We start from the raw sequence: 14,354 nt of genomic DNA, 5'->3' as shown, positions 1-14,354 counted from the left end.
TTATTCTTCTTTATCGTCGGTTGTGGAAAATTCTGGTTCAATATATTCTGATTCGTCGTAGTTATTTTCCTCTTTTGAATCCACATATTTTTTAATCAAGTCACTTACAAGCAAGCTGAAATCGGACAATGCCTTGTTTGTGTCACTTCCTTTGCTTAAGTTAAGTACGCGGACACCTTCGCTGTCAGTTCCTTTTTTAGGAATCAGCACCATTGAAATCGGTTCGACACCAGCACCTGCACCTGCAGCACCGCCTTCACTTCCTATTATCTTTTCTCCAACTCCAAATCCTACTCCCATTCTCATTACTGGAATGAGGACTTTATCTTCGGTTTCGATAGGTTCGCCGATTACATTGTCTACATTAATAAGTTTGCGTAATTCTTCTACAGTTGTTTTGATATTTTCAGACATATTTTCACATCCTAATAATGGTTTAACTTTGTTTTTTAATATTTAAAATATTTTTCAATTTTCATAGAAATCGGCAGGTGTAATTTTTCAGCATTGATTTTTCCATTACCTCAAATGCTGTGATGGCTATGCTTATTAAATGTTGAGATCAAGACTGCATGTTCTGTAATACTTTTTTTATTTTAAAGACATAAATTTCAAGTGTAACTTTTCACTTATAACTTATACTGTCCAAAAATTAGAGACATCCATTTCAAGTGTAACTTTTCACTTATAAGTTTTTAAGGTGATGTCTGAAGAGGTGCATTTCAAGTGTAACTTATCACTTATAACAAAAGAAGATGTAAAAAATATATTACTAAAAATTCAGTTTAAAAAAATATAAAAACAGAATCATAAGTATGATTCTGCAATGGATGCCACACCGGCACCTGCGTCTTCAATTGCACCTAAACCTTTTAAAGTCATACCGATAGCTGCAAAAGTCTGGGTCAGCTCTTTGTATGAAATATTTCCCATGTGTCCGATTCTGAAAACATTTCCTTTCAGGTGGTCCTGTCCTCCGGCCAATTCAACACCGTACTTGTCACGAACAGTTCCTCTAAATTCGCTGTCGGTAATTCCTTCTGGAATTTTAACGGCAGTTACGGTTGCAGAGGAGACGGCCTCATCAGCAAATAAATCTAAACCTAATGCTTTAACAGCAGCCACACTTGCTTCAGCAGCTTTGTGGTGGCGTGCAACTCTTGCTTCAAGACCTTCTTCAACAATCATTTTCAAAGCTTCGTTCATTGCATAAGTTAAGGATACTGAAGGAGTATAAGGAGTTTGAGGCGGCACTTTATCTCCACTTTTTCTTGCAGCTTTCATATCAAGGTAGAAAGTAGGTGAGTCGATTTTATCTGCAGCAGCCCATGCATCGTCGCTTAAAGTAATTGCGCCCATTCCCGGCGGTGCTGCAATACATTTCTGAGAACCGGTTACGCAAACGTCGATTCCGAACTTTTCCACATCAACATAATCTCCGCCAAGGGAAGATACTGTATCTACGATATATAGCGCATCATAATTTTTCATTACTTTACCAATTTCCTCAATAGGTGCAGCTACTCCGGTAGAGGTTTCATTGTGAACTACAGTTACTGCTTTAATATCTTCATCAGCATCCAAAGCTTCTTTAATAGCTTCAGGAGTTACAGCGGTTCCCCACTCTACTGCTAACTCTTTAGTGTCGATTCCATGAGTGTTGGCTATTTTCATGAAACGTTCACCGAATTTTCCCCCTACAACATTGAGTATTTTTTCACCGGAAGCAACAGTATTGCTTACGCCCGCTTCCATTACTGCAGTTCCAGATCCTGTTACTAAGTATGAGTCATTAGAGGTTTGGAAAACATCAGACATTAATTTATTTGTTTCTGTTAAAATTTCTCCATATTTGGCTCCTCTATGGTTAACAACAGCGTTAGACATTGCAGCAAGCACTCTAGGGTGCACTGTTGTTGGACCCGGAAGCATTAATAAAGTTTCATCCATTAAAGTTTCCTCCATTATAAAAATAATTTGTACATCAGCTTATTGAAAGCTAATTAGATTTTTAATTTTTATTGCTTTTAAATATTTTGTAATATATAATATAAACTGGATTTTCAAATTTAATTTCTAAAAACGCTAAGGCCGGTATCATGTTTGCTAAAAGAATAATATTGTTTGTAGTTGGTCTTTTTATAATGTCATTTGGAGTGGCCTTTTCAATCATATCAATGCTTGGAACAACTCCCATAAGTTCAATTTCATATTCTCTTGCGATAATTACAAAAATCAACATTGGAATCACGACGTTTGTCTTTAATGCGGCTCTGATTCTTATCCAGTTTTTAATTCTGAAATCGGGATTTCATAAAAAAAGGCTGCTTCAGCTGATCAACTGCATACTATTCGGATTTTTCACTGATGTTGCACTTTATGCTGTTTCATTTATTCCGCTTAACCCGACACCTGTGATGTGCATTCTGTTTATGCTAATCAGCATATTTTTAACTGCATTCGGAATATTCATTTACATGCCTGCCAATATCGCCCCTCTTCCGGGGGAAGGATGTGTTGAGGCCATTGCACTTGTCAGCCAGTGGAGATTTTCAACAATAAAAATATGCTTTGACGCTTCAATGGTTATTATATCTCTGATAATGTGCGGATTGTGGTATACAGACGTATTTGCAGCAGTCAACATCGGAACGGTAATTGCGGCATTTATGGTGGGCTTTACCCTAAGGCAAATTAACAACCTGTATGCCTACATTACAGGCAGTTATGTTAATGAGGTAAAATAGAATAAATTATTTAATGATTGATGGTCAATTTATATATAACGAGGTTTTAATATGGAATTTGGTCTCTGGGAAAAATATTATAAAGAAATCATTGACGATTTCGGATTTTCAAGAAGCGGCGATGAAAAATCAGCCAAGCTATTGGATGAAATTTTATCAACTGAGGAATGCCTTACACTAAACGACTTATCAAAAATCGTGGGATTTTCAGATAAATTCATCGTATTTGGAGCCGGACCGTCTCTTAAAGAACATATTAAAATGCTAAATGAAGAGTATGACCTGAAAGATTATGTGCTGCTTGCAGCTGACGGCGCAACGACTGCTCTGATTGAAGAGGGGGTTTTTCCGGATATTGTAGCTACCGACCTTGACGGGAATCTTGACGATATTCTCCTGGCAAACATTAACGGAGCAAACATTGTAGTTCATGCCCATGGAGACAATATTGATAAAATAGCTTCATTGACTCCATTTTTCAATAATGTGCTTGGAACTACTCAGTCACAGCCTGTAGGAACTCTCTACAACTTCGGAGGATTCACCGATGGAGACAGGGCATTGTTCCTGGCGGTTGCACTTGGAGCACGGGAAATCACACTTGCAGGAATGGACTTCGGAGATAGGGTAACTAAATATTCAAGACCTGACATGTCTCAGGACGTCGGCGATGCAGACGAGTTTAAAAAGAAAAAGCTGGTGTATGCTGAGGAATTTACCAAATGGATATTGGAAAATGAACCGGTTGAAATAGTCAATTTATTGAATTAATAATAAATAATAGTTAATATAGATGTAGATAACATGGGAATTGAAGATATTTTAATGTATGATGAAAGCCTTTTTCAAAATATAAACGCCTTTGATCCGGATTATGTGCCTCAGGATTATAATTTCAGAGACACTCAAATGGAAGCAATGGCAATGTCAATAAGGCCTGCCATGAAAGGAGGCCAGCCTTCAAATGCGGTTGTTTTAGGTTCTCCTGCAACCGGAAAGACAACAGCCATTAGAAAAGTATTTGAATTAGTTGAAAAAAACACAGAAAAGGTAGTTTGCGTTTATATCAATTGCCAACTTCACACAACCCGTTTCGGAATATTTTCACAAATCTACAAAAAGATTTTCGGCCATCTTCCACCGGAAACAGGAGTTCCATTTTCAAGGATATATGACCAAATCATGCAGAATCTTCAGAAAGATAACAAATCCCTTGTTATTGCGCTTGATGACGTTAATTATTTGTTCCACTCAAAATCAGCCAATAAGGTGTTTTATGACATGCTGAGGGCATATGAGGAATATCCTGGTGTCAGAACAGCTATTTTTGCAATACTCTCTGATCTGGAATTCAAATACGCATTTGACAAAAACGTAAATACTGTATTTATTCCCCAGGAAATAGTTTTTCCGCTTTACACATATCCTGAAATTGAAGATATTTTAAAAAACAGGGCAAAAGCAGGATTTTTCCCTGGAGTTATCTCAGATGACATATTGGAACAGGTTGCAATGTATACTCATGAAAACGGGGATTTAAGAACAGGCATTAATCTTTTAAAATCCTGCGGCAATTTTGCAGAAGCATCAGCCAGCCGTGAAATCAAACAGGAACATTTTGACAAAGCCGTCGACTCATTGGTTTCAGTTGATTTTTCAGAAACTCTAAAGAAATTAAATGATGCTGAGAAAAGTCTTTTAAAGATGATTGCCGGATGGGAAGGTGTTTGTAAAGCTGGTGAATTGGCTGAAATGTATATTGAAAAAACAAGTTCCAGTTACGCTTCTTTTAATCGAACCTTGGATAAATTGGAATTTGTACGATTGATTGATACTAAATTTACAGGAAAAGGGGTTAGAGGAAATTCTAGAGAAATTATATTGCGTTTTACCCCTGATGACTATGTCATTTAGTTTTTCCTGAAAATCATATTTTGTTTCTGTTAACATTAGATTGTTGCATGGTAAGCTTGGTCTAATGTGCAACTAAGGGTTTGGTATTCTAAAAATAATCAAATCCATTATATGATGTATGGATTTTGAGTTGCGACAACAGAAATAACAGATAAAAGTAATGCTGTTATTGCTACAAGCATTACCATGCAAGATTGAATGTCAATGTTTTTAAACATTATTTCGTCCTTTAAACTGCTTTTTTTCCTTAAATCTACTTGAATTGTGGTGTCATTATTTTCGAACATGTTAATCACTATATTTAAAATTGTTAAATGACTAATATAAAAAAAGAGTAAGAGAGCATTTGAAAAGTAATGTTGTTTGGGGTAAACTATGAAACAATTCGAATATTTCGATGTAACTGCAGATATAGGTTTTAAGGCTTATGGAGAAAACCTGAGTGAAGCATTTGAAAATGCGGGATTGGCTATTTTTAATATAATTTCCAACACTTGTGATGTAAAACCGTCAAAAGAGATATCCTTTGAAATAACCTCTCAGGACAACGTGGCCATGTTGTATGATTTTTTAGAAGAGCTTTTGTTTTACCATGAAGTGGATTTCATGCTGTTTTCAGAATTTGATGTTGAGATTTATGAAAACTTCCGTTTAAAAGCAACGATCAAAGGAGAATCATTTGATTTTTCAAAACACGAGAGAAAATCAGAAATAAAAGCAATAACGTTTCACAAGATGGAAGTCAGTGATACAAATCCTGCAAGAGTCCAGGCTATTGTTGATTTATAAATTATATATAATATTGGAAACATAATTATCTTCATGAAAAGAACTAGAACCGTATCAAGAAACTTTGAAAGGATATTTGGTATTATAGGTTCAATCATCGGTATGTTTTCAGGTTCTTTTTTGATTATTTTGGAAAACCTTGGAAATGCTCATACTCCGCTTTTCGGCCTTCTTGCTATTTTAGCATCCATTTTGGGATTGGTATCAAGTGTATATGTTAAAAAGAATTCTGAAATTGCAGGTATTGGATTTATAATCGCAACAATGTTTGTTATTCTTGGATCAGAGTACATTAATATTTTAAGTGCAATATTTTTACTTGCTGCAGGAATTTCTGCATTATTTAGAAAATAACTTATTTTCTTTAAATTTTATTGGTTTTGCAGTTTATTTTATGTGCTTTTTGCAAAAATAGTGTTGTTAAATAGCTTATGGGTCTGTTATTTAGTTATTTCGTCAGATTAACTTTGCAGCTGTTGTTAAAAACACTAGTGGCTGCAGTTGAAAATGGTTATGTAATTGAGAATAATTTTGAGGGTCTGGTTTACGCTGGTTTTACAGGTGATTAATGGGATAAAAATGTAAAATAAATTCATCTACAATAGTTCTTTAGCTGCAGGCAAGTCAGCTAATTTCACAATATTCTTCAAAACAACTAAAACAGGTAATTTCACCAATGTTGTAGTTGCAGGCGCAGACAATATAGGTAATCTGACTGCCAATAACACAACAGAAGTTATTAAAAACAGCACAGTTCCTGGAAATCAAACAGGCAACAGTACTGATAATCCGGATAATTCAACAAACGGTACAGATATTCCTGGCAATTCATCTGTTGAAAATCAAAACACTGACATTAATAAATCAGTCGATGTTAAACATGCTACAGGTAATCCTATTTTAGCCTTGTTGATGGTTTTGGCTCTATTGGGTTTAAGACCGTTAAAAGGTAAAAAATAGGCTTTTTACCTTTTTTTCTTTTTTTAAAGTTTTATTTAATCTTTATTTTTCTGTTTTTTAAATTAATTTTTCAGCAAAATTTTTAAATGAATTTTATAAAAAAATTTGCCTGCATATAAAGGATGAGTATATTATTTATAATATTGGGAATAAACCTTAAAATATAATAATTTTGTGATTTCTATGAGTATTAAAGATGAAATTAAAAAAGTTAGGGATAATGTTTATGAGATTCCAGGGTCTTTTAACAAAAAAATGAGGGCTTCTGGAAGATTTTATATTGCTGATGAATATTTTGACAGTCTTGAAGATGGGGCTATTGAACAAATTGTTAATGTTGCCTGCCTTCCGGGTATTCAGAGATATTCCATCGGACTGCCGGATATCCATTTCGGCTACGGTTTTCCAATAGGGGGTGTTGCGGCATTTTCTTTAAGAAATGGTGTTGTATCTCCAGGGGGAGTCGGATTTGATATTAACTGCGGAGTCAGACTAATCAAATCCAATCTTACTATTGATGATATTGACGGAAAATTGGATGAGCTTACAGAAAAGCTGTTTAAAAACATCCCGTCAGGCGTTGGAAGCAAAGGCAAAATCAAGCTTGACGAAAACGAAATTAATGACGTGCTTGATTACGGTGCTGAGTGGGCTGTTGAAAACGGCTATGGATGGAGTGAAGATTTGGAAGTTTTAGAGGAAAATGGAAGAATGGTTGATGCTGACTCAAGCATTGTTTCTGATAAAGCTAAAAAAAGAGGAATTCCTCAATTGGGCTCTCTCGGTTCAGGCAATCACTTCCTTGAAGTTCAGGTTGTTGATGAAATATATGACGAGGAAGTGGCAAAAGTATTCGGTCTTGAAAAGGGAATGATTGTGGTTATGATTCACTCAGGCTCAAGAGGATGCGGCCATCAAATCTGTTCTGATTATCTGAGGGTAATGGATAAGGCTTATAAAAAATACAAAATCAGCATTGACGATAGACAGTTGGCATGTGCTCCCCTTGATTCAAAAGAAGCTCAGGATTATATTCAGGCAATGGCTGCTGCGGCCAATTACGCATGGGCAAATAGGCAAATGATGACTCACTGGGTTCGTGAAACCTTTGAGGAAGTTTTGGGAAAATCCGCAAAAGAAATGGAAATGGATATTGTCTATGATGTTGCTCACAACATCGCTAAAATGGAAACTCATAAGGTCTACAACCGTGAAGAGGAAGTTTTGGTTCACAGAAAAGGTGCAACACGCGCATTTGGACCTGGAAGAGAGGAAGTCCCTGAAAAATACAGGGACGTGGGCCAGCCGGTATTGATTCCCGGAACAATGGGAACTGCATCATATGTTTTGCATGGAACTGATGTTGCAATGGAGGAAACCTTCGGTTCTACTGCTCACGGCGCTGGAAGAATACTTTCAAGGTCTAAAGCCAAAAAAGATTATAATGCAGATGAAATTACTGATGATCTGGCTTCAAGGGGCATTAAAATTAAAGCCACCAGTAAAAACGTAATTGTAGAAGAGGCTCCTGGGGCCTATAAGGATGTTGACAGTGTAGTTAGGGTGTCTGATGAAGCGGGCATTGCCAAGTTGGTAGCTAAAGTCAGACCTCTGTCTGTTTGTAAAGGATGATTTCATGATCGGCATAATTGGAGGAAGCGGTGTTTACGAAATCACCAAAAAAGCAGACTCCTGCAGTGAAAAGTTAGTTAAAACAGATTATGGTGAGGTAAATGTCTCCATTTTAGAAATATTTTCTAAAAAAGTGGCTTTTATTCCAAGACATTCTCAAAATCACTCCATTCCTCCACACAAAATTAATTATAGTGCCAATATTGATGCTTTAAGGGAAGTTGGCGTTACCCAAATTATTGCCACTAACTCAGTAGGGTCCATGAATATTGACATGGCACCCGGGTCATTTGTCATTCCGGATGATTTTTTGGATTTCTCACAAAACAGAATCAAAACTTTCTATGAGGACAAGGTTATTCACATTGATGTGACTGAACCTTATTGTCCGACTTTAAGGGATGTTCTGGCCAAATCAGGTGATGTAATTCTGGGCGGAACATATGTCTGTACTGAGGGGCCTCGTTTTGAAACTCCTGCAGAGATTAAAATGTTTAAAATGCTTGGAGGAGATGTGGTGGGTATGACAGGAGTTCCTGAAGTCACTCTTGCTCGTGAGAGGGGAATATGTTATAATTCAATATGTGTTGTATCCAATTATGCGGCAGGCATTTCACCGAATAATCTAACCATCGATGAAGTCTTTGAAATGGTCAGCAGTAAAGAAACAGAACTCCTTGATTTGATTTACGGCTTTATAAGAAATGCTGAAGATTTGCCTGATTGCGATTGCCGTCATGCGTTAGACGGCGCTGAAGTGTAGGAGAATAATTATGAGACTTGCAGTTGTATCATCCGACGGGGCAAATGTTGATTTGCACCTCGGAAAGGGAAAATCTATTTACGTATATGATTACGGGGATGAAATCAGATTCGTCGAACAGAGAGACATTGAAATAGAAGAGGATTCAAAACATCAGGGAGGCAAGGTTATTAAAGCCTGCAGTGACTGTGATGTTTTAATTTCTGTTCAGTACGGATTCAAATCTAAGGTCAAAGCTAATGAAGTCGGTTTAAAACTTGTAATGGACGAGGGACCTATTGATGAAGTATTAAAGAGATATGTTGATCATTATAACTTCATGAAAAATTAGCAACTTTCAATATGAGTAAAATAATTCCCTCCTCTGTTTAATCTATATATACTTTAAAAGACTTACTTTTAAACATGTCTAAGTATATAATTATTACCGGAAGCCCTCGCAAAGGGGCAAATTCAGACTCCATCGCTGAATTTATCAAAGACTCATTAGGAGATAATGATGTCGAAATTTGGAATATATATGAGAAAGATTACACCTACTGTCATGCAGACAACGCCTGTAAGGAACTGAACCACTGCGCTATTGATGATGATGCTACAGATTTGGTGGCTGATTTAAAAGATGTCGATGGTGCATTTTTAGTCTCACCAATCTATTTCGGACGTTTGCCAGGGCCTCTTCACACTGTAATCGACAGGTTCTACGGGGTTTTCAATCCGGCTAAAGGTTTGGATGTTCCATCTCCTGATAAAAAATTGGGAATCGTTTTCACTATGGGTGGAAATGAAGAAGCAGTTAAAAATGCAGAACCTGTTGCAGCCCAAACAGGATTTTCATTTTCAGTAGTTGGTTTCGGTGCATATGATAGCGTTATTTTGGGAAATAACAATACTCCAGATGCATTTGCAGCTAGTGATGATGAGCAGGCACAGGTCAGGGATTTAGTTGACTGGATGATGTAAAATTCTTTCTTTTTTTTTATTTTTATGGAAATTTCGGGTTAATTTTAAAATTTCAAAAATATTTATATATCATAAACAAAATAACTAATAACAACCTTTATGGGCGGATTTTATAAATTAAAACTTAATTAAACATATTCTCTTTAAATAAGCAGAGAATATCTTATAATAGTCGAATTAACGATTGTAACTTTATTATTAGTTTAAATCACTTTTACAGTTTAGTTTGAGTACTATAATTAATTTCAAGACTATTTTATAAATTTTATGGCATAACGCTAATATAATATATTAATATATAATTTTAAAGGGTCGATATAATGGCAAAAGCAAAAGCAAGACGTAGAGTACGTGACACATGGAAAGAAAAATCCTGGTATACTGTTAAAACACCAGTGAACTTTGAAGATAAAGAAATCGGAGAAACTCCAGCAAGAGATCCAGAACTTCTAATTGGAAGAGGCGTAGAAGTTACTATGAGAGAATTAACCGGAGACTTCTCAAAACAATACATTAAACTCAGATTCGAAATTGATAATGTTGCAGGTGAGGTTGCAAACACTAAATTTACCGGACACAAAACTACCACAGACTATGTAAGAAGTATGATTAGAAGAGGAACTTCCAGAATCGATGCTTCAACTGTTGTAACTACCAAAGACGGCCGTAAAGTTAAACTTCATGTACTTGCTGTAACTATTAGAAGAGCAAAATCTTCCCAACAAAAATACATGAGAAAAGTAATCGAAGAATTGCTCGTTGAAGCGGCAGCTGAAAATTCATTTGATGAATTGATTAAAATTGTTGTAAACGGTAAATTAGCATCTGAAATTTATCACAACGCTAAAAAAATCTACCCACTTAAAAGAGTGGAAATTATCAAAAGTAAAGTAATCAAATAGATTACTTAACTACTTCTTTTTTTTTAGTCTGTAAACTTTTATGGGCTTATTTTTATTTTTAAATCTTTTAGAGTTGACATTCAATTCGTTAAAATGATGATTGATTTTTCGGATAAAAACGGAACTTGGCTATAAATTTTTACAGGAATCTATTTTTAAAAAAACATTATAATCTGCAATTTGCCTGTTTTTTATTTATCTAAACTTATTTATAAGAATTTGAACATACATAACTGTAAATAAGGTGCTTGAAAATGGAGGATATAATAATAAATTGGGCGTATGTAATACTATTATTTGTTTTAGGATTCATCACCTATAGGAGAAAATCCCTTGATTTATTCGGCTCAGCAGTAATGATTGTTATGGGGATTGTAATTATTTTTTCAGCTGGAGCCAACTGGTTATTATTGATTGTGCTATTCCTTGTCATGTCTTTGCTTGCCACTAAATTTTCTAAAAAGTATAAGATGTCTTTAGGCGAATTTGAAGGAAGAAGAACTTCTAAAAATGTTATTTCAAATGGAGTGGTGGCGTGTTTTATGGCTGCTTTCGGAGGATACTATCTGCCATTTGTCGGAGGTTTCATCGGAGCAATTGCAACAGCGACTGCAGATACCCTTGCTTCTGAAATTGGTGTTCTGGACCCTCATCCCCGTTTAATAACTACTCTTCAGAAAGTGGATCCAGGTACAAATGGAGCGATTTCTGTTCTGGGAACTGTCTCAGGTATTGCAGGTGCAACAATTATCGGTATAGCTGCATATCTGCTTAATATTATGCATGATCCGATTTTTGTAATCGTGGTTTCAGTCATTTCAGGAACTATTGGGTGTTTCATTGACAGCATTTTAGGTGCACTTTTCGAAAATCAGGGATGGCTAACCAATGAGCATGTTAATTTGCTTGCAACAATTTTCGGCGCAATTGTCGGAATATTGTTGATTTAATTTTTTTTACTTTTTTAAATAAATTATTTAACTATGAAAATAAAGATTATATTAGTGTTATTTTGGTGATATTTATGAAAGGACTTATTTTAATTATGGATGGTATGAGTGACCGCCCTATTAAAGAATTAGGTAATAAAACTCCTTTGGAGGCAGCCAATACTCCTAATATGGATAAAATGGCTAAAGAAGGAATTACTGGGATTATGGATTCAATTGCTCCGGGAATTATACCTGGAAGTGACACCGCACACCTTTCTATTTTAGGTTACAATCCCTATGAAGTATACACCGGAAGAGGTCCGTTTGAAGCTAACGGAGTTGGAGTAGATGTTCTTCCGGGCGATATTGCATTTAGATGCAATTTCTCAACTGCAGATGAAGATTTGACTGTAACCGACAGGCGTGCTGGAAGAATCAAAGAAGGAACTGACAGAATAGTTGAAGCATTAAACGAAATGGTTCTGGAAGATTATCCTGATATTAAAATAATATTTAAAGAATCCACCGGCCACAGAGCAGTTTTAGTTTTAAGGGGAGAAGGACTCTCTGATAAGGTAAGCGATGCTGATCCTAAGGTTGAAGGCAACAAACCTAAAGAAGTTAAGGCTTTAGATGACACACCTGAAGCTAAAAAAACTGCCGATATATTAAACCAGCTTGTAGTAAAGACATATGAAATGGTTAAAGACCATCCAGTTAACTTAAAAAGAATTGAGGACGGAATGCCTCCGGCAAATATTGTTATTCCTCGCGGTGCAGGTGAAGTTCCTGTTGTCGAATCATTAAATGAAAAATACGAAATCAACTCAGCATGCATTGCAGAAACCGGTCTTATTATGGGAATAGGCAGATTTGCAGGTATGGACATTATTGAAATGGAAGATGTAACTGGTGGAATTGACACTAATCTGGATAATATCCGTGATACAATAGTTGATCAGGTTAAAAACTCAGACCATGACTTTTTCCTAATAAACATTGATGGTGCAGATGAAGCAGGCCATGACGGTCAGACTAAGGAGAAAAAGGAATTCATTGAAAAAGTCGATGAGGTTATAATGAGTGAACTTATTAAACTCGAAGACGTTTATATTTACCTAACAGCTGATCATTCAACTCCGATTTCTGTAATGAATCACTCAGGAGACCCTGTGCCTGTAATAATCAGAGGTCCTGAAGTTAGGGTTGATGATGTGGAGGAATTTTCTGAAAGAGCCTGTGCTAAGGGCGGACTTAACAGAATCAGAGGGTCAGATGTAATGAACATTATGATGGATTTAATGAATTATGCTCATAAATTCGGTGCGTAGGTGAATTAATATGGTAGCTAAAAAACTATTTGGAACATCAGGAATTAGAGGAAAAATAGGCTCTGAAGTAACATGTGAACTTGCATTGAATGTAGGTAAATCACTTGCTTATTACTTAGGTAATGAGGGAACTGTAGTTTTAGGTTACGATACCAGAACAACAAATAAAATGCTTGACCAGGCTATCTGTGCAGGATTGCTTGAAAGCGGAATCGATGTTGTAAAAATTGGTATGGTTCCAACTCCATTGGTTGGTTATGCTGCCGAAAAGCTCAATGCCGATGCGGGAATAATGTTAACAGCATCCCACAACCCGTCTCAATATAACGGAATTAAATTGTGGAATAAAAACGGAATGGCATACACCTCCAAACAGGAAGCTGAAATTGAAGAAATATATTCAGATAAGAAGTATATTTCAGTAACTTGGGACAATGTCGGCAAATTAAGTGTTAATGATGAAATCAAAGGGGAATATGTCGATGATTTGGTTGATTTGGTTGACATTAAAAAAGGATTGAAGGTGGTAATTGACTGTGCCTCCGGTGCGGGAAGTGAAATATCTCCTTTGGTGTTTAGAAAAGCGGGATGTGAAGTTACAACCCTTAACTCACAACCGGACGGATTTTTCCCCGGAAGAAACCCTGAACCTAATGAAGAGAATTTACAAACTTTAATGAAAACTGTTGTAGCTATTGGGGCTGACTTGGGAATTGCCCACGATGGCGATGCAGACAGGATGATTACTGTTGATGAAAAGGGCAATGTTTCACCATTTGATTCGCTTTTGGCGTTAATTTCCAAAGAATTTGACGGAGATATTGTAACAACCGTTGATGCAGGATTATGCATGGATGAATCTGTAAAAGGAGAAGTTATAAGAACTCCTGTCGGGGATGTAAATGTTGCTGAAGCCATTATTGAAAAAGATGCAAGCTTCGGAGGTGAACCTTCAGGAACCTGGCTGCACCCGGACTTCTGCATGTGTCCTGATGGAATCCTTTCAGGTTTGAGAATGGCTGAAATAGTATCTAGGAACGGTAAGCTCTCAGCCCTTTTAGACGAAATCCCTTCTTATCCAAACATCCGTGAAAAAATAACATGCTCTAAGGAAGCCAAAACCGAAGTGATGGAGAACATGGAAGATTTGCTTGTCGGAGCATTTGATGATATTGTTGATGTAAATTCGCTTGATGGAGTCAGATTGACATTTGAAGATGATAGTTGGGTGCTTGTAAGGCCTTCCGGAACTGAAGACTACATTAGAATAACTTTGGAATCAAGAGATGCCTCAAGAGCTGAAGAAATTAAGGATGTCTGTGTAGAAATAATCAATGAAAATTTATAGTTTCCGCAAAATCCATAAATTAATAATCAAATCTATTTGCCTAAAATAGATTTAATAATATCTTTTTATTTTT

Annotated in this window: 18 protein-coding genes; 14 read left to right on the top strand and 4 right to left on the bottom strand. The window is 36.2% G+C overall.

Annotated features, from left to right (window positions below; all coding sequences use genetic code 11):
- Together Q4Q16_RS03425 and Q4Q16_RS03420 are read right to left on the bottom strand one after the other, a co-directional pair.
- On the bottom strand, positions 1–414 hold the full coding sequence (locus tag Q4Q16_RS03425) for a GerW family sporulation protein (RefSeq protein ID WP_303346301.1): 414 nt from the start codon (positions 412–414) through the stop codon (positions 1–3).
- A gap of 393 nt (positions 415–807) precedes the next feature.
- Complete coding sequence (locus Q4Q16_RS03420) at positions 808–1,950, bottom strand: alanine--glyoxylate aminotransferase family protein (RefSeq protein ID WP_303346299.1); 1,143 nt, start codon at positions 1,948–1,950, stop codon at positions 808–810.
- A 149-nt stretch (positions 1,951–2,099) separates the two neighbouring features.
- Between Q4Q16_RS03420 and Q4Q16_RS03415 the strand changes: the two genes are divergently transcribed.
- The 3 genes from Q4Q16_RS03415 to Q4Q16_RS03405 are packed head-to-tail and all read left to right on the top strand — an operon-like array spanning position 2,100 to position 4,661.
- Positions 2,100–2,747: a YitT family protein gene (locus Q4Q16_RS03415; protein WP_303346297.1), complete on the top strand. Its 648-nt coding sequence runs from the start codon at positions 2,100–2,102 to the stop codon at positions 2,745–2,747.
- 51 nt (positions 2,748–2,798) lie between these two features.
- Entirely contained in the window at positions 2,799–3,518 is a 720-nt protein-coding gene (locus Q4Q16_RS03410) for a 6-hydroxymethylpterin diphosphokinase MptE-like protein (RefSeq protein ID WP_303346295.1), read from the top strand.
- A 33-nt stretch (positions 3,519–3,551) separates the two neighbouring features.
- Positions 3,552–4,661 carry an ORC1-type DNA replication protein gene (locus tag Q4Q16_RS03405; RefSeq protein WP_303346293.1) on the top strand — a complete coding sequence of 370 codons (1,110 nt, stop codon included), beginning with the start codon at positions 3,552–3,554 and terminating at the stop codon, positions 4,659–4,661.
- Between the two features lie 107 nt (positions 4,662–4,768).
- On the opposite strand, the gene Q4Q16_RS03400 is transcribed toward Q4Q16_RS03405, so the two are convergent.
- Positions 4,769–4,948, bottom strand: a complete 180-nt coding sequence (locus Q4Q16_RS03400; RefSeq protein ID WP_303346291.1) for a hypothetical protein — start codon at positions 4,946–4,948, stop codon at positions 4,769–4,771.
- Between the two features lie 88 nt (positions 4,949–5,036).
- On the opposite strand from Q4Q16_RS03400, the gene Q4Q16_RS03395 reads away from it, so the two are divergent.
- The 3 genes from Q4Q16_RS03395 to Q4Q16_RS03385 all read left to right on the top strand — a co-directional run bounded on the left by Q4Q16_RS03395 (position 5,037) and on the right by Q4Q16_RS03385 (position 6,019).
- Positions 5,037–5,450: an archease gene (locus Q4Q16_RS03395; RefSeq protein WP_303346290.1), complete on the top strand. Its 414-nt coding sequence runs from the start codon at positions 5,037–5,039 to the stop codon at positions 5,448–5,450.
- Between the two features lie 33 nt (positions 5,451–5,483).
- A complete protein-coding gene (locus Q4Q16_RS03390; RefSeq protein WP_303346288.1) occupies positions 5,484–5,804 on the top strand; it encodes a hypothetical protein in 321 nt (106 codons plus the stop codon).
- Positions 5,805–5,881: 77 nt separating this feature from the next.
- The gene (locus Q4Q16_RS03385; RefSeq protein ID WP_303346286.1) at positions 5,882–6,019 is read left to right on the top strand and encodes a hypothetical protein; all 138 of its coding nucleotides are present in this window, start codon (positions 5,882–5,884) and stop codon (positions 6,017–6,019) included.
- 27 nt (positions 6,020–6,046) lie between these two features.
- On the opposite strand, the gene Q4Q16_RS03380 is transcribed toward Q4Q16_RS03385, so the two are convergent.
- The gene (locus Q4Q16_RS03380) at positions 6,047–6,172 is read right to left on the bottom strand and encodes a hypothetical protein (protein WP_303346285.1); all 126 of its coding nucleotides are present in this window, start codon (positions 6,170–6,172) and stop codon (positions 6,047–6,049) included.
- Positions 6,173–6,593: 421 nt separating this feature from the next.
- Between Q4Q16_RS03380 and Q4Q16_RS03375 the strand changes: the two genes are divergently transcribed.
- The 8 genes from Q4Q16_RS03375 to glmM all read left to right on the top strand — a co-directional run bounded on the left by Q4Q16_RS03375 (position 6,594) and on the right by glmM (position 14,281).
- Positions 6,594–8,042: an RtcB family protein gene (locus Q4Q16_RS03375; protein ID WP_303346283.1), complete on the top strand. Its 1,449-nt coding sequence runs from the start codon at positions 6,594–6,596 to the stop codon at positions 8,040–8,042.
- Between the two features lie 4 nt (positions 8,043–8,046).
- Positions 8,047–8,805 (top strand): S-methyl-5'-thioadenosine phosphorylase, encoded by a 759-nt coding sequence (gene mtnP, locus Q4Q16_RS03370; RefSeq protein WP_303346281.1) that lies wholly within the window; start codon positions 8,047–8,049, stop codon positions 8,803–8,805.
- A 10-nt stretch (positions 8,806–8,815) separates the two neighbouring features.
- Complete coding sequence (locus Q4Q16_RS03365; protein WP_303346279.1) at positions 8,816–9,136, top strand: NifB/NifX family molybdenum-iron cluster-binding protein; 321 nt, start codon at positions 8,816–8,818, stop codon at positions 9,134–9,136.
- Positions 9,137–9,210: 74 nt separating this feature from the next.
- Positions 9,211–9,768: a flavodoxin family protein gene (locus tag Q4Q16_RS03360; RefSeq protein WP_303346278.1), complete on the top strand. Its 558-nt coding sequence runs from the start codon at positions 9,211–9,213 to the stop codon at positions 9,766–9,768.
- Between the two features lie 320 nt (positions 9,769–10,088).
- Complete coding sequence (locus Q4Q16_RS03355) at positions 10,089–10,670, top strand: 30S ribosomal protein S3ae (protein ID WP_303346277.1); 582 nt, start codon at positions 10,089–10,091, stop codon at positions 10,668–10,670.
- Between the two features lie 248 nt (positions 10,671–10,918).
- Positions 10,919–11,620, top strand: a complete 702-nt coding sequence (locus tag Q4Q16_RS03350; RefSeq protein WP_303346276.1) for a TIGR00297 family protein — start codon at positions 10,919–10,921, stop codon at positions 11,618–11,620.
- Positions 11,621–11,694: 74 nt separating this feature from the next.
- Positions 11,695–12,933 (top strand): 2,3-bisphosphoglycerate-independent phosphoglycerate mutase, encoded by a 1,239-nt coding sequence (locus Q4Q16_RS03345; protein ID WP_303346274.1) that lies wholly within the window; start codon positions 11,695–11,697, stop codon positions 12,931–12,933.
- 10 nt (positions 12,934–12,943) lie between these two features.
- Complete coding sequence (glmM, locus tag Q4Q16_RS03340) at positions 12,944–14,281, top strand: phosphoglucosamine mutase (RefSeq protein ID WP_303346273.1); 1,338 nt, start codon at positions 12,944–12,946, stop codon at positions 14,279–14,281.
- The last annotated feature ends 73 nt before the right edge of the window (positions 14,282–14,354 follow it).

The organism is Methanobrevibacter sp. (assembly GCF_030539875.1).
Lineage (GTDB): Archaea > Methanobacteriota > Methanobacteria > Methanobacteriales > Methanobacteriaceae > Methanocatella.
Note: the sequence above shows the minus strand (reverse complement) of the source record. Positions and strands in the feature narration are given on the sequence as shown.

Excerpts from the sequence above, each read along its gene's own strand:
- Q4Q16_RS03375 (WP_303346283.1), top strand. The coding sequence starts at position 6,594 with ATGAGTATTAAAGATGAAATTAAAAAAGTTAGGGATAATGTTTATGAG.
- Q4Q16_RS03390 (WP_303346288.1), top strand. The coding sequence starts at position 5,484 with ATGAAAAGAACTAGAACCGTATCAAGAAACTTTGAAAGGATATTTGGT.
- Q4Q16_RS03395 (WP_303346290.1), top strand. The coding sequence starts at position 5,037 with ATGAAACAATTCGAATATTTCGATGTAACTGCAGATATAGGTTTTAAG.
- glmM (WP_303346273.1), top strand. The coding sequence starts at position 12,944 with ATGGTAGCTAAAAAACTATTTGGAACATCAGGAATTAGAGGAAAAATA.
- Q4Q16_RS03345 (WP_303346274.1), top strand. The coding sequence starts at position 11,695 with ATGAAAGGACTTATTTTAATTATGGATGGTATGAGTGACCGCCCTATT.
- mtnP (WP_303346281.1), top strand. The coding sequence starts at position 8,047 with ATGATCGGCATAATTGGAGGAAGCGGTGTTTACGAAATCACCAAAAAA.
- Q4Q16_RS03385 (WP_303346286.1), top strand. The coding sequence starts at position 5,882 with ATGGGTCTGTTATTTAGTTATTTCGTCAGATTAACTTTGCAGCTGTTG.
- Q4Q16_RS03405 (WP_303346293.1), top strand. The coding sequence starts at position 3,552 with ATGGGAATTGAAGATATTTTAATGTATGATGAAAGCCTTTTTCAAAAT.
- Q4Q16_RS03360 (WP_303346278.1), top strand. The coding sequence starts at position 9,211 with ATGTCTAAGTATATAATTATTACCGGAAGCCCTCGCAAAGGGGCAAAT.
- Q4Q16_RS03365 (WP_303346279.1), top strand. The coding sequence starts at position 8,816 with ATGAGACTTGCAGTTGTATCATCCGACGGGGCAAATGTTGATTTGCAC.
- Q4Q16_RS03400 (WP_303346291.1), bottom strand. The coding sequence starts at position 4,948 with ATGTTCGAAAATAATGACACCACAATTCAAGTAGATTTAAGGAAAAAA.
- Q4Q16_RS03420 (WP_303346299.1), bottom strand. The coding sequence starts at position 1,950 with ATGGATGAAACTTTATTAATGCTTCCGGGTCCAACAACAGTGCACCCT.
- Q4Q16_RS03415 (WP_303346297.1), top strand. The coding sequence starts at position 2,100 with ATGTTTGCTAAAAGAATAATATTGTTTGTAGTTGGTCTTTTTATAATG.
- Q4Q16_RS03410 (WP_303346295.1), top strand. The coding sequence starts at position 2,799 with ATGGAATTTGGTCTCTGGGAAAAATATTATAAAGAAATCATTGACGAT.
- Q4Q16_RS03425 (WP_303346301.1), bottom strand. The coding sequence starts at position 414 with ATGTCTGAAAATATCAAAACAACTGTAGAAGAATTACGCAAACTTATT.
- Q4Q16_RS03355 (WP_303346277.1), top strand. The coding sequence starts at position 10,089 with ATGGCAAAAGCAAAAGCAAGACGTAGAGTACGTGACACATGGAAAGAA.